13 protein-coding genes are annotated in these 18,282 nt (G+C 48.8%); 3 read left to right on the forward strand and 10 right to left on the reverse strand.

What is annotated here, in order from left to right:
* Positions 1 to 437 precede the first annotated feature (437 nt).
* On the forward strand, positions 438 to 1,883 hold the full coding sequence (locus JUB14_RS21615) for a S41 family peptidase (protein WP_207508913.1): 1,446 nt from the start codon (positions 438 to 440) through the stop codon (positions 1,881 to 1,883).
* A 60-nt stretch (positions 1,884 to 1,943) separates the two neighbouring features.
* Here JUB14_RS21615 and JUB14_RS21620 read toward each other — a convergent pair whose 3' ends face one another.
* Positions 1,944 to 3,425 (reverse strand): hypothetical protein, encoded by a 1,482-nt coding sequence (locus tag JUB14_RS21620; RefSeq protein ID WP_207508914.1) that lies wholly within the window; start codon positions 3,423 to 3,425, stop codon positions 1,944 to 1,946.
* Positions 3,426 to 3,569: 144 nt separating this feature from the next.
* On the opposite strand from JUB14_RS21620, the gene JUB14_RS21625 reads away from it, so the two are divergent.
* Positions 3,570 to 4,541, forward strand: a complete 972-nt coding sequence (locus JUB14_RS21625) for an ABC transporter ATP-binding protein (RefSeq protein ID WP_207508915.1) — start codon at positions 3,570 to 3,572, stop codon at positions 4,539 to 4,541.
* Between the two features lie 21 nt (positions 4,542 to 4,562).
* On the opposite strand, the gene JUB14_RS21630 is transcribed toward JUB14_RS21625, so the two are convergent.
* From JUB14_RS21630 to JUB14_RS21660, 7 genes are all read right to left on the reverse strand, one after another.
* On the reverse strand, positions 4,563 to 7,076 hold the full coding sequence (locus JUB14_RS21630; RefSeq protein WP_207508916.1) for a DUF5686 and carboxypeptidase-like regulatory domain-containing protein: 2,514 nt from the start codon (positions 7,074 to 7,076) through the stop codon (positions 4,563 to 4,565).
* A 53-nt stretch (positions 7,077 to 7,129) separates the two neighbouring features.
* Positions 7,130 to 7,768, reverse strand: a complete 639-nt coding sequence (locus JUB14_RS21635) for a SanA/YdcF family protein (RefSeq protein WP_374757828.1) — start codon at positions 7,766 to 7,768, stop codon at positions 7,130 to 7,132.
* A gap of 84 nt (positions 7,769 to 7,852) precedes the next feature.
* The gene (locus JUB14_RS21640) at positions 7,853 to 10,579 is read right to left on the reverse strand and encodes a DNA gyrase/topoisomerase IV subunit A (protein ID WP_207508918.1); all 2,727 of its coding nucleotides are present in this window, start codon (positions 10,577 to 10,579) and stop codon (positions 7,853 to 7,855) included.
* A gap of 126 nt (positions 10,580 to 10,705) precedes the next feature.
* A complete protein-coding gene (locus JUB14_RS21645; protein WP_207508919.1) occupies positions 10,706 to 11,335 on the reverse strand; it encodes an NUDIX hydrolase in 630 nt (209 codons plus the stop codon).
* A 67-nt stretch (positions 11,336 to 11,402) separates the two neighbouring features.
* Entirely contained in the window at positions 11,403 to 12,989 is a 1,587-nt protein-coding gene (locus JUB14_RS21650) for an NAD(P)/FAD-dependent oxidoreductase (RefSeq protein WP_207508920.1), read from the reverse strand.
* A gap of 72 nt (positions 12,990 to 13,061) precedes the next feature.
* Entirely contained in the window at positions 13,062 to 13,403 is a 342-nt protein-coding gene (locus tag JUB14_RS21655; RefSeq protein WP_207508921.1) for a DoxX family protein, read from the reverse strand.
* The gene (locus JUB14_RS21660; RefSeq protein ID WP_229368110.1) at positions 13,404 to 14,360 is read right to left on the reverse strand and encodes a tryptophan 2,3-dioxygenase family protein; all 957 of its coding nucleotides are present in this window, start codon (positions 14,358 to 14,360) and stop codon (positions 13,404 to 13,406) included.
* Between the two features lie 113 nt (positions 14,361 to 14,473).
* Here JUB14_RS21660 and JUB14_RS21665 point away from each other — a divergent pair, with 113 nt between their 5' ends.
* A complete protein-coding gene (locus JUB14_RS21665) occupies positions 14,474 to 15,637 on the forward strand; it encodes an acyl-CoA dehydrogenase family protein (RefSeq protein WP_207508922.1) in 1,164 nt (387 codons plus the stop codon).
* A gap of 9 nt (positions 15,638 to 15,646) precedes the next feature.
* Here JUB14_RS21665 and JUB14_RS21670 read toward each other — a convergent pair whose 3' ends face one another.
* Both JUB14_RS21670 and JUB14_RS21675 read right to left on the reverse strand, forming a co-directional pair.
* Complete coding sequence (locus tag JUB14_RS21670; RefSeq protein ID WP_207508923.1) at positions 15,647 to 17,143, reverse strand: helix-turn-helix domain-containing protein; 1,497 nt, start codon at positions 17,141 to 17,143, stop codon at positions 15,647 to 15,649.
* 566 nt (positions 17,144 to 17,709) lie between these two features.
* Positions 17,710 to 18,237 (reverse strand): collagen-like triple helix repeat-containing protein, encoded by a 528-nt coding sequence (locus tag JUB14_RS21675; RefSeq protein ID WP_207508924.1) that lies wholly within the window; start codon positions 18,235 to 18,237, stop codon positions 17,710 to 17,712.
* Positions 18,238 to 18,282 lie beyond the last annotated feature (45 nt).

An 18,282-nucleotide genomic window follows, 5' to 3' on the forward strand; every position in this document is an offset into this window, starting at 1 on the left:
TACTCGGAGTTAACATCAAAACAGAGGTGATCTCAAGATAGAAACCAACTGCCCGGTTCCGTCATTGTGTGAAAGGAATAGCAACGGCAGGCTGATGAAGAGCAGCCAGCCAATAATGTGTGTGAGAAGTATAAAAGTTCTTGAACGAAATATACCTCAAATAACGTTTTTTAGAGGAGAACACGTTATAAGTACAGCTGAATAACCAGTTTGTGTGGATGAATAAGTGCAGTTAGGTCTGGTTGCTACATTTAAGGAGCCTGACTAATCTACCCGGCTTATCTTTATTTTCTGCCATTTTATCCTGACCTGATTTAACAGGTGCAACACAATATCTGACTTCTGCGTACGTATGAATTATCCATTTGTGTGAGTGTGAAAAGGCTGGTGGCCATCCACCAGAGCAGACCAATTACTTAACCCTATATATACCTTATATGAATTTATCGAAATCTGTGTTCCGGTCAGGCTGGGCGGTGTTGTTACTGCTGGGATTCTGGTCTTGTAAAGATGATCTGGACGTCATTACACCGGTAGAAACAGAACCTACCCCTACTACCACGACTGCCGATGACCAGTCAGTCAATGAATGGATCCTTTCCAATATGAAGGATTACTACTACTGGAGTAGTAAAATACCCGCCAATCCGGATGTGAAGAAAGTACCGGCCGATTTCTTTAAGTCCCTCCTGTATTCGTTTGATGCGGCTTCCCGACCCGATGGCGACCGTTTCTCGTGGATTGAGGAGAACGCTGATGAACTGAGTGCAAGTTTGAGCGGACAAACTACTACGACCGGTATGGAGTATGCCCTGTACCTGCGCTCAACAGGTTCCAGCGGAGTGATCGCTCAGGTACTGTATGTACTGCCAGGTTCACCGGCCGCTAGGGCAGGTATTAAACGGGGCGATATCATCACGAAGGTGAATAGCCAGTCCCTAACTACCAGTAACTACAGTAAATTACTCAACGGTACTACATTTAACTTTGGACTGGGTACAGTTAATGGTTCTACAATAGTAGATAGTGACCAGAGTCGGTCAGTAACTGCTACCGTATTTCAGGAGAATCCGGTATTTATGGATTCTATCTATACAGTAGGAGGTAAAACCGTAGGGTACCTGGTGTATAACCAGTTTATACCCGGTGCGAATGGTAGTAATGCCAAGGAATATGATCGGCAAATCGACGCCATTTTTCAGAACTTTAAAAACAAGGGAGTAAATGAACTGGTACTTGACCTACGCTACAATCCGGGTGGGTATACTTCATCGTCAACCAACCTGGCTAGTCTGATCGGGCGCGGTGTAGACAACTCCAAGCTATATTTCCGCGAAGAATGGAACGAGGGACTTACTACTTACCTCAAGAAGGAGTACGGCGATAGCTATTTTCAGGAGAAGTTTGTGAATAAAACGCAGAATATCGGAGGCAATCTGCAGCGGGTGTTCGTACTAACTACCGACTGGACCGCTTCGGCCAGCGAGTTGATCATCAATGGTCTAAGGCCCTACATGCCTGTTATTACGATTGGTACCACTACGTATGGTAAAAATGTAGGCTCTATCACACTGGATGACGAAACCGGTAAGATCAAATGGGGAATGCAGCCTATTGTATTCAAGAGCTATAACAGTCTGGGACAGTCTGACTATGCGGCTGGTTTCAAACCAAATATAGAGATCGAGGAGCCCTTGCAGCTACTACCTTTAGGTGATACTAGGGAGGCGTTTCTGAGCGAAGCCCTGCATCAAATTACAGGTGGAGCTGTGGCTAGAAGAGGAGCCCCGGAAAGCAATCCGCTAAACAATGTAGGAGTATCCTTGAGTAGGAAGGCTGGTAACAGCAACATGTTCAAGGCTGATGTGAAACTGAATAAATAGATCACTTATAGACAAAGAGAAGCCCCACTGCCGACAGCAGTGGGGCTTCTCTTTGTCTATTTACTTCTTGCTTTTTATCACCACCACCTTATCTCTACTGCTTTCGGGTACGGCCAATACTCCATCTGTAACGGTAGTTGTCAGAAGCTTTTTACCCGATACTACATCAGTCCACTCGGCCTGATAGGTACCTTTGGGCAAGTTGAGCGTGAGCGGGTATCCCTTTACCGAGAGCTGTTCCAGATAGATGACCCATTGTGAGCGGCCATCGCTAAGAGAGTAGGTAGTACTACCGGGCGCTGCCTTAACTACCAACAGGTCAGGCCGTAATGGGATGAGGTTCAAGCCTTCCAGGAAATTGCGCAGGATTTTGAACTGAGCTCGCAAGGCCGGACTGCCTCCACCAGGTGCCTCATAGGAGGTATCCTGTCCATCCTCCGAACCTACTGAGTACGAGTAGTCCAATTGATTGAACAAGCCACCGCCAGCCATCATGAAGCGCCACGCCTGGCGACGGTAGGTTTCATCCTTCGATCCGGCAAAGCCGGTTTCGTTAAAGCCAATGACCCGGTTGAGGTGGTAGTTGGCATATACTGCCTCGGGTAAGGCGTAGTGGAAGGTGAAGATAGATATGTTAGGATCGGCCTCCGTAATAGGATAGCTGAAATTGCTGATGTTTTGAGAGATCAAGTGCTTCTTAGGCTGTTTCTTTTCTTCGTCAATGATCCATTGCGCTACCCGGCGGTGCCACTCATCGGACTTCTGCGATACTACCTGGTACTGCATCTTCCAGTCGTTGGCTGGGCCGAACTCGTTACGTGTCATGACTTTATCAGGACTTTCGGCCCACGGCTCGTTCTGTATCTCAAAGTAGAAGTTGTTATAGCCATTCAGCTCCTGTACCATTTTGCGGACGTACTTCTCCTGATAAGCCAGAATGTTGCCGTTGTCCAGCGTATTGACCAGTACCGACTTTACCTCATTGGTATTATTGACATTATTAATAGGGTTGAAAGGGCTGTAGTTCCAGCCAGCGCCGTAGTGGGCCGAGAACAGGCAAATCTCTACTATTATACCATTCCGATTAGCTTCATCCATGAAGTCTTTGAGCCGCGCAAAGTAGGCTACATCCCACTGATCCAGATCAAACTTAGTACCTCCCAGCGCGTAACCCGCCGTACTGCTTCGCTTCCAGGGCAGGATGGCTTTGCCTTCTGCCGGTGCCAGTGTATTCTTCTTGATGCCAAAGTCTCCCAGCTTTTCTATGTAAGCTCCGGTAAAAAGCCGTGTCGTATTCATGCCGTCCCGGGCCGTAGCCTTTAGGTACTTCTTGTAGTTAAAGTCCAGATTGACCACTGCCCCGTAATGCTCTCCTGAGCCTATGAGTACCATAGGTTTATTCTGGTACTGGAAGTAGTGCGGGTTCTGAGGGTGTAGCCGTAAGGGAGCCGTTGCCTGACCTACTACACAGGTATATCCCGATAGTAATACCAGAGTCAGAAGTGTACCCGCCAGCTTAGTTAATGATATACTGTAGTTCATTTGGATGAGTAGATAAATGCTGTACTACCTACATAAAGCCATCAAACCCTAATTTCTTGGTGATTCTGGCAAAAGCTTTTTCTTCCGGTACAGGGCTGTATCTTTACCTTCTATCAAAAATCATCAACCCACTACCCGAATAGTATGACATTATTGCGTGCCCGAAACCTCTCTAAATGCTTTGATGAAAACAAAGTACTGAGTAGAGTCTCCTTTCAACTCAGGAAAGGGCAGTGGCTGGGTATATTGGGAGAGAGTGGTTCGGGTAAAAGTACCCTATTGCGGATAGTAAGCAGGTTTATTGATCAGGATGAGGGCGAAGTCCTTTTTCGGAATGAGCGCATAACTCCGGTCCGGGACCAGCTCATACCTGGACACAAGGCTATTAAGCTGGTACACCAGGAGTTTGAGCTGTTCCCGAATCAAACGGTGCAGGAGAATATTTCCTACTCCCTCCGTTTTTATGAGCCCAGCTATCGCAATGATCGGGTTGAGGAACTGATGCAGCTAACCCGGCTCCATCACGTACGCGATCACAAGGCCAAACTATTATCGGGGGGAGAAAAGCAACGGACAGCTATCGCCAAGGCCCTTGCTGAAACACCGGATATACTCCTGCTGGATGAGCCCTTTGCCCACCTGGATAACCGCAATCGTCAGGCCCTGACGGAGGCCATCAGCCGTCTTCGTAAAAAGGAGGATATGGCCTGCATATTTGTGACCCATGAGGCTTCTGACGCGCTGGCCTGGTCCGATGAGGTAGCGGTACTTCGGGAGGGAAAGATTATTCAAGTAGGTACTCCACTGGAGGTGTATGACCAGCCCGCCGACGCTTACGTGGCGGAGCTGACTGGTAGTGTTAACTGGTTGGGCGACTCCACCTCCGGTAAGAGGAGATTTATCCGGCCTGAAAAGGTCAAAATTACCCGTAACCAGGATAAGTGTAAATGGGAGGGAGTAGTTGATACCATCCGGTTCAGGGGAATTTACTGGGATTATCTGTGTACCAATGGCAAAAAAGAAAAGATGGTATTCTACCGTCAGAAGGCAGATCTTGTCGTGGGTGACAAGGTACTACTCACCTATTCGGAGCAGGATGTCCGACGGGTGGGGTAGAGCATTGGGGGCAGTGGAATTTTAGAGACTAAACCAGAATGATACCTTCACACCAAAGCGGGTAGCATCGGGGCTGTCGCGGAAGGTAAGCCGATGGATGGCATCTATTCTACCTACTTTGAAAATATTATCTATCCCGTAGCCAACTTCTACATAGGGTATATTACCGAAAGGCTTAAACGTTTCGATCGGATTGCCGGCATTGTCAACCTGTGGAGTTAACACTAGGTTGGAGTCTCTGACCCCGCCGTAAAATACTTTCCCGGTTGCCAGCATGCGCCATTTCAGCTTTCGGATTGCCGGAATGCGGTTCAGGATAAAGCCCTGGAAGTTGTGCTCAAGGAATAGCGTGGCATAGCGATCGCTGATAAACTCAAAGTAGTTCATCAGGTTAAAGGCACTCCCCACGTAAAAGAAAGATTCATTACCCAGCGGAGTATACAGGAGGGGATAGGGTAGAGTAGATGGTATGTACCCCAGCGTCAGATCATAATTGGTGCGACCAATAACGCCGGTACGGAAACTCTGTCTGACGTTAAACGCGATCTTGTGATACATGAAATCACCGTCCAGGAAGCCTTTTATTCCGGCAGTGTAGCGAAGGGTAAAGGCAGGACTGTTTCCATTGCCCATACTAATCCGTTCGTTGTCATTCTGTAGAAAGAGCTCTTGACGGGCCAAACGGGTTTCGAAGTTCAGCTCCGCTACTTCAAATCTGCTCCTCAGGGGCGAATCCATACCCATTTCGGGCGCTGATCGGTACACAAAGGGAAAGAGGGGATCAAAGCTACGGTGTCTGAGGGCTATTTGCTGGGTCAGTCCTTTTACTACTTCTCTTCTCAGGTACAGGTTTGTCTCGTTCTGTAAGTACCCTCGCTGGTAAGTACCAAACCTGGAAAAAGCTTCAAACAGATAGTTAGATCCCAACAATTCACGCGATATACCAAGTTGTTCCAGATCATAGCGGTAGGAGGCACCGGCTATAGTCCAGGGCTTGCGGGACAGGATGTAGTCAATCCCGCCACCGTACTTATAGCGGTTGTCACGAGTACCGTAGGCCCCGTAGGCATTCAGAATCCACTTGCGGCTAAATCCGGGGTCGGTGCGGAAGCCTAGTCTGAGCCGGTGTCCTTCGATATTGTTGTTGGTGTAGAGGTACAGGTAGGGCCCCAGATCAATGTTCCAGCGGTCTATCTTCTTGTAGCCGTTTACTGCAATATTCAGTAGCTCGGTATAGGTATGTATCACCGGCAGACTTTTAATAGAATCTACCAGCGCGTAGCTCAGCTTTTCGCTTTCTGAAAGTACCTCCGGACGGTTTTTCTCCCAGTACGATGGCGCATGCTCCCGGTACTCTTCATTCAGTTCGATGGCAGTATCGTAGAACTTAGGGGGCTTGGGTGCATGCAGAATGTAGTTCCGATTGGCGGAATAGAACTTCAGCAGCATACCAGCCGACTTATTGGATATCTCAGCGACATCTATCAACACGCGGGTTTTGCCGGGAAGCCAGGTACTATCGTCATCGTGCAGCTCGTAGGACTGCTGTATCTTGATCTTTTCGATAAAATTCAGATTCGCCTTCTGCCCGACACTGGCGTCAATCTGGGTCAGGGCAAAGCTGGTACCATCTACCCACATCGTTCCCGCAAAAGCCAGATCCTGCTCATGCTTGGGTTCGAAGTCGATTTGATAGTCCCAGTTGGTACCGTTATGGACACTATCAGCTAGATAGTATTCATAGTACACTTTCCAGCTTTCTGAGATAGGAGATACAAAATCTTTTTCGAGCAGATTCAGCCAGTTGGAGTAAAAGTTATACTGCTGGAAGGAGGAGCCGATAACCTGTGAGACCAGACTGCCATCGGTAAGGCCTACACCGGCCATTTTTGTTTTCTGAATGATCTCCTTCTTTTTTCGGGGACTGTTACGAAAGTATACATCCGAAACTGACTCCGAAATAAAAATGGGGATGATCGTCTGCCCATCCTCCCCTTTAATCTGATCATACTGCTCTACGATGTGAGTGATCTTACCGACCGCCTTGCTCTTACGGAACTTATCCGAGATATTGTCAATATCAATCTGAATCTTGTTGTAGCTCTCATACTGATAGGCGTCCAGATTATCTGTATTATTCTTTTTCTGATTAGCTACCACCTTTCTGATTATGGCATGGGCGGGGTTTTCGCCGGCATATATTTTTACCTCCTGTAGCTGAAAGACATTGGGTGCAAGCTGGAAGTCTATCGTTTGCTCAACTTGGTTAAGTGCAATCGGTTTGGAACGGGGAGTATAGCCTACGTATGTAACTGCTATGGAATCGGCGGGGGACTTGTAGTTAAGTTGGTAATGACCTTCAAAGTCAGTGATAGTACCAGATAGAGAGCCTTTTATAGCTACATTGGCAAAAGGAATTGGCTCTCCGGTTGAGGCATCAGTAACACAGCCCTTGATAGTGGAATTTGACTGGGAATACGTGTGGACCGAAGACAGGAGTAAAAAAAAGACTTGGAATAGTACAGCAATTTTCATCGTCAAGGCATAACCTTGCTAAGATAAACATATAATTCAGTTAAAGAAGCTTTCTAGCGCTTTTTTATCTCTATGTTAGAGGTGAGATCTGCCTCCGGGCGAAGCAGGTGTACATCCAGTACAGCTTTGGGGCGAGCCAGGTACTCCCTGATCAGTGTCTTAATAGAATAACCTGCCGGCACGTCCTGTGCGGCAAAGGAGATAGCATTGATACCCTCCTGATGGGCGATGTACAGGGCGCGGGCATTATGGAAGTTCTGCGAAATAATAGTGAAGTTCTTCTGATTAAATACCTCTTTGCAGCGTACCACCGAGTCGAAAGTACGGAAGCCGGAGTAATCAAGTGTCATGACATGAGCAGGTACTCCCAGGTCCAGTAAGGCCCTCTGCATATCGAGGGGCTCATTATAATACTCCGAGTCGTTGTTGCCGCTCAGGATGATGTACTTGATCTTACCTTCCTTGAACAACCGGGCGGTGGCTTCCATCCGGTACTTAAAGTACAGGTTCATCTTGCCTCTGACTATGTTCCGGCTTGTGCCCAGTACCAGAGCTACATCATTGGAAGGAAGTTTGTCTACGGCAAAATAGTTGTATTGTCTTGTGCTGTAAACTACCCAAAGATTGCATAGTAGCACAAAGACAATACCTGAGAATGCCAGGCCGGTAAGTATTTTGATTACTCTTTTCACACGTAAAAAAACGATTCGGGAGGCCGGAACGGCCTCCCAATCTTGTTCTTTTGATGTAAACATTGACAAGCCCATCCTACTTGTTTATTCAAATAGTCCCAGTTGGCTCTTTTTAGTTTCTGATATATCAACTCCTAGCCGGGCGGCGGCGTCCTTGGCTTTCGAAACGGGAGCATCTACCTCAACAGTATCTAATTCTTCCGATTCATCAGGGGTAGGGGCTACTTCGTCCAGCGGGGCGGCAGGGCTGCTATTTACATCATTATCATTATCATTATCTACATCTACTACTTCCGGCTTTTCTTCTTCCTCGGGTAAGGACTCCAGCCAGATTACATCCTTCAGCTTATCACTGGTCAATTTATTACCCTGGGCTTTCCATCCCCTTACATCTACCAGCTCTTCGACCAACAGCTCTTCCTTCTCAACGGCGCTCTTACTATTTTTCTGAACGCTTAGTTCCAGACGAGGGTGCTTGTCCAGACTCGCCAATACCAGACGGCTGCCTTTGGTATCGCTGATGAACAGGAATTTCTTATCAACGGTCGACGTCTCGATGGTGAATCGCTTGACGAAGTACAGGCGCTGAACCCCTTCGTAGTATACTGCCGTGATAACACGCTCCGGTTCAAACTTTCGGAGCAGCACAATATCGTTGGGCTCGTAGTGGTTGGTCAGGTCGAAGTTGGTCAGCTCATAGGTACCATCCTTATAGATGACCAGGATGTTGTCTTTAGCTTCGAAGTTTCCAAGGTACTGACCCCGATCATCACGATTGAGTCGACCAATGGTACGGTCGTACCACATATCCACGCCTCCCAGGGTAGATACACCGGCCTGCTTCATGATGATCTTACGGACGGGGTACTTCGTCAGGATGTTACCCATCGCGTTACGGTTCTTGATGGCCAGGTCAGCAAAGTTGAAGTCAAACTGCTTCACCTTGGCTTTACTCTGTGCCGTCAGACTTACATTGATGATCTCGGCTTCGCCGTTGTCATTCGCCGTGAAGTAGGTAATCTTAGAGCGGGGGGTACCCTGCGTCAGGTCGTACTCGCGGTCGCGGGTCACGGCAGTAATCTGGAAACGCTTCATGTAAGAGGCTCCTGACTTGCCATCGAGGTACACCATGTTGTACACCTGACGCTCGTTGTTCTTGTGGAACACAGCGCAGTGTATGATGTCCTTGCCGACGAATACCTTCTCCTGTACCTTGGTAACCACACAACGGCCATCCCGACGGAATACAATGATATCATCAATGTCGGAGCAGTCCATCACGTACTCGTCCTTCTTTAGGCCGTAGCCAATAAAGCCTTCGTCGCGATTGACGTACAGCTTCTGGTTGTTGGCTGCTACAATATTGGCTGCAATCTGGTTGAAAGTACGGATCTCAGTCCGGCGCTCACGTCCTTTGCCGTACTTCTTCAGTAAGTCCTTGTGGTAGTCAATGGCAAAGCGAATAATGTTAGCCAAGTTGTCCTCGGTCTCTGCGAGTTCCTCTTCCCATTTCCGCATTTGCTCTTCGGCCTTGAAGGCATCATACTTAGAGATACGCTTGATCTTGATCTCCGTCAGGTTGAGGATATCATCTTCGGTAATCTCACGGTAAAACTGTGGCTTGTATGGAGTCAGTCCCTTATCGATGGTCTTGATGACATCTTCAAAGGTTTCACACTCTTCAATATCACGGTAAATGCGATTCTCGATAAATATCTTTTCCAGTGAGCCATGCAGGATTTTTTCCAGCAGAGCCGCCTTCTTGATTTCAAGTTCCTGCTTCAGCAGATCAACCGTTTGCTGGGTGTTGTACCGGAGTATATCGGTCACCCCCACAAAGTGCGGCTTATCCTCAATAATCACACAGGCATTGGGCGATATGGATACCTCACATTCCGTAAATGCGTAGAGCGCATCCATGGTAATGTCAGGCGACACGCCCGTGGCCAGGTGGATCTGTATCTCTACATCGGCAGCGGTATTATCAATCACCTTCTTGATCTTAATCTTACCGGCGTCGTTGGCCTTGATGATCGAGTCGATCAGAGAGGTAGTAGTGGTACCGTAGGGGATATCGCGGATGACAAGCATTTTCTTGTCTTCCTCTTCGATACGGGCCCGTACACGTACCTTTCCGCCCCGGTTCCCATCGTTGTAGTTGGAGATGTCGATCTGCCCACCCATCTGGAAGTCAGGGTAGAGTATTACCTGCTTGCCTTTGAGAATATCAATGGAAGCCTCCAGCAACTCAACAAAGTTATGGGGAAGTATCTTGGTTGACAGACCTACGGCAATACCTTCCACACCCAGTGCCAGCAGCAGCGGGAACTTGACAGGAAGGGTGACTGGCTCGCGTTTGCGGCCGTCGTACGATAGTTGCCAGTTGGTGGTGTCGTTGTTGAATACAATGTCCTTCGCAAACTTGGAAAGACGGGTTTCGATATAACGGGCGGCAGCGGCACTGTCACCGGTACGAATATCTCCCCAGTTCCCCTGTGTGTCCAGGAGTAGTTCTTTCTGACCAATGTTAACGATTGCATCATAAATAGAAGCATCACCGTGCGGGTGATACTGCATAGCTGAACCTACTACGTTGGCTACTTTATTAAAGCGACCATCATCCATCTCATTAAGGGCATGCATGATGCGTCGCTGAACGGGCTTCAGTCCATCCTCAATAGCCGGTACGGCACGCTCAAGAATTACATAGGAAGCATAGTCCAGAAACCAGCTCTCATACAGACCTGATACGGGGATCTGATCGTGAAGTTCACTGTCTTCTAAGTGTATTGGTGTTCCGTTTTCATCCATAAACAGACGAGGATACTTAGGGTTAAGTAGTCAGTAAAAATAAGAAAATTTTAAGAGAAAAACACGTTTCCTGACCCTAAAAATAAAGAAACATGTAATTTTTAGCAGGTCGCTTGCCGTGTCGAATCAAGACTCAATGACGGTCAGCAGTTCGCTGATCATCATGGCAGTGGCTCCCCATATTTTGTAGTTCTGAACCATATAGTGTGGTGCCTGTATGGTGACACCTCTGACCTGAATTTCGCTTTCACCGACGATGGATTTATCCATAATTTCCTGAAGCCGTACTTCGAATACTTTTTCTACTTCGCGGGGGTCCGGATAAAATTCGGGACGATAGGGCATAGAAGCAACAACAGGGAGCACAAAAAAATTGCTGGCTGGTATAAAAAGTTCGCTCAGTACGCCCAGAACTTCTACGTCCGTCAGGCGGAGGCCTATTTCTTCCTGCGCTTCGCGTAGGGCGGTACGGATCAGGTTCTCGTCGGTTCGCTCGTAACGTCCTCCCGGAAAAGCCATTTGTCCGGCGTGTACTCCGTCGTAAGCGGGCCTCAGGATCAGGGGAAAGTAGACCTCCTCCTGGTACGGATAAAACAGAATCAGTATGGCACTCTTTCGCGTCCGCTCGTTGGGAGCGGTGATCATTCTAAGTCGTGACTGAGAGAGCATACGCTGGTGAGCAGCCTCTCCGGGTAAGGGATTTTTTAAATTGGCAGCAAGTGATTCTGTAAAATCGGTAAAGGACTGTTCGAGCATGTACTTTCTACGGGAGGAAATATAATATTACCGTGAAAGGTCAATGATACTATTTTTTTAGGGACAATCAAAATCGGTTCTTTAATACGTATAGGCTCACGAGCTGTTCAGCGCAGCGTTCACCATCCATAGCGGCCGACATAATTCCACCCGCGTAACCGGCTCCTTCGGCACAGGGGAAAAGTCGTTTTACCTCCGGATGCTCGCAGGTATCGCGGTCACGGGGTATCCGAACGGGAGAGGAGGTACGGCTTTCGACTCCAATCAGTTGAGCTTCGTTGGAAAGGTACCCTTTCATCTTCCGGCCGAAATCCTTCAAGCCATCCCGGAGCGGATAGGCAATATGATCAGGAAATACCTCGTACATATCCATCGACACCAGGCCCGGCTGGTAGGAAGTATCCAGCAATTCCCTTGAAACTTTTTTGTTGGTAAAATCCATCGCCAGCTGAGCCGGAGAGGTCTGGCCTCCTCCGGCCACGCGACAAGCCTTTTGCTCTACCTCTTTCTGTAGTTGTAATCCTGCTAGTACACCATATGCCTTATAAGGCTTTATATCTTCTTCCTGAATGGCTACCACCATACCCGAATTAGCAAAGCGGGAGTCACGACGGGAGGGGGACATACCATTCACCACCAATTCGCCGGGTGCGGTAGCCGCCGGAACTATAAAGCCTCCGGGACACATACAAAAAGAGAATACGCCCCGTTGAATGCCCTTATAGTAGGTCTGGGAGACGAGGCTGTACGAAGCAGCGGGCAGGTAAGGGCCCCGGTCAGGGCCACAGTGGTACTGCACCGAGTCAATGAATGACTGCGGATGCTCGATCCGGACACCCATGGCAAAAGGCTTGGCTTCCATGAGTACATCACGCTCCTGCAGGAGTTCATAAATATCACGAGCTGAATGGCCTGTCGCCAGTATAACCCCCAGACCCGTATACTCTTTGCCATCGGCCGTGGTGACACCTTTGATCTCATCCCCTTCCAGCACTAGATCCGTAACCCGGGTATCAAAGTGGATTTCTCCCCCGGCGTTCAGGATGCTCTCGCGCATTTCGGCTACAATGCGGGGTAGTTTATTGGTACCTATGTGCGGATGCGCGTCCACCAGGATCTGCTCGCTGGCTCCGTGCGCCACGAATATTTCCAGTACCCGCCGTACATCTCCCCGCTTATTAGAACGGGTGTACAGCTTACCGTCGGAATAGGTACCGGCGCCGCCTTCGCCAAAGCAGTAGTTGGAGTCGGGATTAACGGTATGTTCTTTGTTAATAGCCGCCAGGTCACGCCGACGCGTCCGGACATCTTTGCCCCTCTCAAGCAGTACAGGCTTAATTCCAGCCTCGATCAGGCGAATGGCCGAAAACATACCGGCGGGGCCGCAGCCCACTATGATAGCCTGCTGGCTTTGGCTTACGTCAGGGTAGTCCTTGCGGTACTGGATGATATCAGGTGGTGTCAGACCTACATAAACCTCAGCCTGCACGTTGACCTTAACCTGACGGCTGCGGGCATCGATTGACTGTCGGATCTTACGGATAGTAGGCTGATCGCTTTCTTTGAGTCGGAGCTCACTTAGAATATGCTGACGAAACAAGGTTTCGTCCATCGCCGTATGCGGCGGGAGGGTCAATTGAAGTGTACGTTGCATTTGGGGAAAGGAAGTTAACCTTTAACGGTGCAAAGATACAACGTTTTTAAGAAGAAAAAGAATCCAGACTCTTCAACGGGTATACTGGTAAGCCCACCAGATCAGCAGAAATTGTAGTGGCAAACGTCCCCAACGGACCAGGGGCGAAAGGTGCTGGAACTTATCCGCATAGGCCATATAGATATTGGCCGGAAACACGGCGATCAGCAGCAGGATAATCCCCCAGGCGGCCCAGCTACGGGTAACAGGAAAGAACATAGCTATGCCTAGAACGATCTCAGCCACACCACTGAGGGCTACCATCTGCTGATGAGCCGGGATGAAAGGGGGCATGATTCGTAGATAGAACCTGGGAATGACAAAATGCAGGACTCCGGCTACAATGTATACCACGCCCATGATGATACTGCCCATTTAGCTTTTGGTTAGTTTAGCTATTTTCCCCCATTCGTTACGTTCTTCATCACTCCATAGTTCCGGAAAGAAGCGGATCTGCTGGCGGATAGGAGGGAGGTACTGCTGCCAGTTGGTACCTCCGGTCGCTTCGATCACAACGGGGTCGTTCTGCAGGTACTGTACTGCCGAGCGCAGGTGCGAAAGCTTCCACTGGATATTGAGCAGGTGATCGAAGCGGCGTAATTGTCCGATAAGGTCCTGATTAGTGGCCTCTTTATCCAATTGCTGATACCGTTGCCAGAGGTTATTAGTACGGTACTCTTCGCCTAGTTGTAAGAGCTGCGGACTGTACTTCTGTTCAAACTGCCGAAGTGTAAGAGTCTTCTGTTGAGTCGCCAATTCTGTCGCTCCCTTTTTCCAGTATATAGTTTCATATAAGTCCGCGACAGGACTCGTCCTGCCCAAGGTACCTTGATCTTCCGGTAGTACCAGATTTGTCATATCTGTCGCCATGATCTCAATTATCCGGTACTGTACCGACTGAAAACCACTGGACGGGAGTAGGGCCATCCGGAATTTGAGAAACTGGTCCCTTTCCATCCCGTGTACCATCACATCATACGAATCGATCAGCAAGTGAACGTAGCGGTTGATCCGAATTAGTCGGGCAGTGAAGAAATCGGCAGTGAGCGATGGATGGGATGCTATCTGCCGGATCTCATGAATAATCAGCTTGAAGTACAGCTCCGTGATCTGGTGGTAGGTAACGAATATCAGTTCATCCGGGAAGGGAGTCCTGGGCTTCTGGAGCGAAAGCAGGGTATCCAGCTCTACATACTCCCAGTAGGTAAGGTAGTCGGCATAGAGGAGGCCGTCAAGGTAGGAGGTAAGGTCCTGCCCCATGGCGGCAAATTTTTCTTCCAGTCTTTGCAGACGCTCCGCCACTTCGGCCTGATGAACGGGGGATGGCTTCATGAGGTTGATGATTCTCCTTTTCGAATGCCTTAAATTACGAATAAATTAGTAACATAGCGGCACTACGGCTGGTTTGAAAAAAGCAGCTACTACATCAACAACATGATTGAATAATGATCAACAGTGATTTCTACAGAATCGACGAGCTACTGACCGACGAGCAGCGCCTCATTCAGCAAACAGTTCGGGAATTTACCGACCGGGAGGTGAAACCCATTATGGAGGACTACGCTCAGAGAGCTGAGTTCCCCCGGCACCTGGTGCGGAAGTTCGGAGAGGTAGGCGTTTTTGGCTCTACTTTGCCTGCCGAATACGGGGGAGGCGGCTCCGACTACATTAGTTACGGGCTTATCTGTCAGGAGATCGAGCGGGGCGATTCGGGTATGCGATCGACGGTGTCGGTACAAAGTTCGCTGGTCATGTGGCCCATCTACCAGTTTGGCTCCGACGAGCAGAAGCAGAAGTACCTGCCGCGCTTGGCTACGGGCGAATTACTCGGCAGCTTCGGCCTCACCGAGCCGGACTTTGGTTCCAATCCGGCGGGTATGAAAACCCACTTCACCGACGAGGGCGACTACTACCTGCTCAACGGCTCCAAGATGTGGATCTCTAATTCGCCCATTGCTGACCTGGCCGTCGTGTGGGCCCGTAATGAACAGGGACGGGTACAGGGACTACTGGTGGAGCGGGGCATGGAAGGATTTACCACCCCCGAGATCCATAACAAGTGGTCGCTGCGTACCAGCGCCACGGGTGAGTTGGTATTTGACCAGGTGAAGGTACCTAAGGATAATCTACTGCCTCATGCAATGGGTCTAACTGCTCCGCTGCAGTGCCTGGACAACGCCCGCTACGGTATATCGTGGGGAGCCATCGGTGCGGCTATTGATTGCTACGAAACAGCTGTCCGGTATGCGGGTGAGCGTATTCAGTTCGATAAACCAATCGGAGCCTTCCAGCTTACCCAGAAAAAATTGGCCGAGATGCTTACCGAGATCACCAAGGCCCAGCTACTAAGCTGGCGACTGGGTGTACTCAAAAACGAGGGACGGGCTACCACAGCACAAATATCCATGGCTAAGCGAAATAACGTAGATATGGCGCTAAACATCGCCCGCGAAGCCCGGCAGGTACTGGGTGGTATGGGCATAACCGGAGAGTACCCCATTATGCGCCACATGATGAACCTCGAGTCCGTGATTACCTACGAGGGTACCCACGATATCCACCTGCTGATCCTGGGAGCAGATATTACGGGAATACCTGCCTTTAAGTAGAGTTCAGTATCAGCTTTCCTGGATCATCCGGGTAATTACCTTGCGAAGCTCTTCGTTTTTGCGGCGCTTCTGTAGTACCGTAGGAGCGGCCATTCGCTCCTTGCAGTTGAAGAGGCGGCAGCGCTCACAGGTTTCGTTGACTTCGCGGCGTCGGATGGAGGGATCGTCAAGGAAATTGATAACCTTCCGGGCGGCTTCGTCCAGATAGATACCCATCGTCACGCTTACATTCAGATGATCCGTCGTAGCTATACCCTTGGCGAAACTCACAACAAAGTACTCGTCAGAAGTATCAACATAATGGGAAATCTGGCTCCGACACAGGATGGAAGTAGTTTCCTTCGCCTTTTGCTGTTCGGCTAGTTCCTGCAGAATATTCAGGGCTATCCAGCGGCGGCAGTAATGCTCATCCTTTACCGTATGCGGATTGTGCTTGCGGGCCAGGTGCATCTCTTTGGTCATCTCAAAACGGTTCTGACCGGAGAAGTTGCTGAACCGGAGGAAGAACAACTGCTTGATGCCAAAATGCCGGGGCAGTACATTGCTGAGGCGGTAGCAGAAGGTCTCGGGTGTCGTATTGAAGTACCTGATCATATCCACCAGTACGTCGGGTTGCCAGGTGTCGAGGGCAAAGAAGCTTTTCAGCTTCTGTACCAGCAGTGTACGCTTGATGATAATCGCACCTGCAAAGTAGGAAGCTTTGAAGTTGTTCAGGAGCTGCTCAAAGGACTCAGCCTCCACGAGAGCGGTAGTATGCAGACGGTTTTTTAGTTTGAGGTACTGATACCCAATCTCCCGGCCATACTCAAATGACCGCTGAATAGAAGTCAATTGTGTGTTGATAAGGATGCGGTTGGCCTGAGGGCGGGGGATGATCAGGGAGCGTACGCCGTGCAGTCCGGGGTGAGTCTTGTCATTGATCTCCTCGATGCTGTATCCAAAGTCTTTCCTGAGTACATCCGCGAGGTACTTCTCGTCCAGGATCATATCATCACCAATACCCCGGTCGGCAAGGAACTGCTCCGCGGCTATTTCAATATCCTCGAAGTAGTTGTCATGCATTTCCTGGTAGGTACGTAAGGCCGAGAAGTAAAACTGCTCCACCGACATATTGTAGTTGCGGGCTATCTCTATAAGGGTACCTATAAAGGCACTGATCTTGGTAGGAGCATCTGAAAGAAGTTCCAAAAGGTTGGCCGGGTCAATACCAAATAGTTCGAGGGGAAGCTCCGTCAGGATATTGGAGCTCAGTAGCTCCGAAATAGGTTCGAGCCGCTTGCTGAGCTTGATGGATACCAAAGTATCATAGTCTACATCCATGGCCGCCGCCAGGGCTATGATTTTATCTGACTTGGGGTATTTCTTGCCTTTTTCAATTTCGTTGATGTAGGAGATAGAGAGGCCCGATTTCTGGGAGAGGTCGCTGAGCGACATACCTTTATCGAGGCGGAGTTGTTTGAGCTTTAAGCCAAAGACCAAACGAATATTATCGGTATTAAGAGCCACTGATTCACGTTTTTAAATAGTGTGTAAAATTACCACTTATTTAGGGTTCACAGCAAAATAGCCTAAATAAAGTGGATCTACAAGTACGAAGAGGGCCAGACAGGTACCTATTTTACAACAAATTCTGTAATGTTATTTGTCATTGATAGAGTACCTCGTGTACCATGTGAGTGGCCAGTTTCTACCTTTGGGCATAAAAGAAGTACTACTGCTGCTAGTGTTGGTGCGGGCTAATATGTTCCGTCGGTAATAATATCCGTACTACTGAAGCCAGGAAGCTACCTTTGTTTTGACCCATATAGTGCCGCAGGCTCCTGCTCTATACCCTATGGCTAGAAATAGAAAAGGAATGGCGTACTGAGGTACAAAAGGGTAACGAGTTATATATCTATTCGGGTATACTTTCAATTGGTGGCAAGGGGAGCAGTGGTTTTGCTGAACTTCTGCAAGGAGGGGTGGTAGTACCTGAGTAGTTCCGATGATAAGGTATAAGTAGGGCACCTGTCAGTGAGGTCTCTGAATCTAAAAATTTTAAATGAAAAAGCCGGGTATTACCCGGCTTTTTCTTATTCAGGTAGATTAAACGCCTTCCTTACATCTTCATAGTTCTTTAAGTTTACCTCCGCACTCAATCGGGCATTCAGTGCTGGTACTATTACTACCCGTAAATCCTGAAAACTACGCTTTGCGGCCTCACTGTTCTGTAGCAGGAAGACATTCATATTCTGCCCTTCGATGCCATAGAAGAAGCTGTAACTTGATACCTGATTATTTCCAAAAAGAACAATGCCGGGTAGAGGAAACCACAAATTCTGGCTTTTGGCATATACCAGTATTACTCCTTTTTCAACACTGGCAACTGCATCCGCCGGAAGATCTTCGAGGGCAAAGGCCAGATCACCCGACTCATCAGTACTGATGGTATCAGTCGAGAACTGAAAAGCTCCAGCTGTACCTGCCTCACCCGGCTCTCCTTGAACACCCTGGGGCCCCTGAGGACCTTCCGGGCCTATTTCACCCTGAGGGCCTTCACAAGCAGAAAATACCAGGCCTATCAGGACCAGGAGCATTGAATGTAAAATAAGTTTTCGCATAACGTAATGAAAAAGTGGATAAGTGGATAGACTGAAATCATAGTA

Source organism: Telluribacter humicola, assembly GCF_017355935.1.
Lineage (GTDB): Bacteria > Bacteroidota > Bacteroidia > Cytophagales > Spirosomataceae > Telluribacter > Telluribacter humicola.

Coding starts and splice junctions, on each gene's coding strand:
- JUB14_RS21665 (WP_207508922.1), top strand. CDS start 14,474: ATGATCAACAGTGATTTCTACAGAATCGACGAGCTACTGACCGACGAG.
- JUB14_RS21640 (WP_207508918.1), bottom strand. CDS start 10,579: ATGGATGAAAACGGAACACCAATACACTTAGAAGACAGTGAACTTCAC.
- JUB14_RS21655 (WP_207508921.1), bottom strand. CDS start 13,403: ATGGGCAGTATCATCATGGGCGTGGTATACATTGTAGCCGGAGTCCTG.
- JUB14_RS21620 (WP_207508914.1), bottom strand. CDS start 3,425: ATGAACTACAGTATATCATTAACTAAGCTGGCGGGTACACTTCTGACT.
- JUB14_RS21615 (WP_207508913.1), top strand. CDS start 438: ATGAATTTATCGAAATCTGTGTTCCGGTCAGGCTGGGCGGTGTTGTTA.
- JUB14_RS21675 (WP_207508924.1), bottom strand. CDS start 18,237: ATGCGAAAACTTATTTTACATTCAATGCTCCTGGTCCTGATAGGCCTG.
- JUB14_RS21660 (WP_229368110.1), bottom strand. CDS start 14,360: ATGAAGCCATCCCCCGTTCATCAGGCCGAAGTGGCGGAGCGTCTGCAA.
- JUB14_RS21630 (WP_207508916.1), bottom strand. CDS start 7,076: ATGAAAATTGCTGTACTATTCCAAGTCTTTTTTTTACTCCTGTCTTCG.
- JUB14_RS21645 (WP_207508919.1), bottom strand. CDS start 11,335: ATGCTCGAACAGTCCTTTACCGATTTTACAGAATCACTTGCTGCCAAT.
- JUB14_RS21625 (WP_207508915.1), top strand. CDS start 3,570: ATGACATTATTGCGTGCCCGAAACCTCTCTAAATGCTTTGATGAAAAC.
- JUB14_RS21650 (WP_207508920.1), bottom strand. CDS start 12,989: ATGCAACGTACACTTCAATTGACCCTCCCGCCGCATACGGCGATGGAC.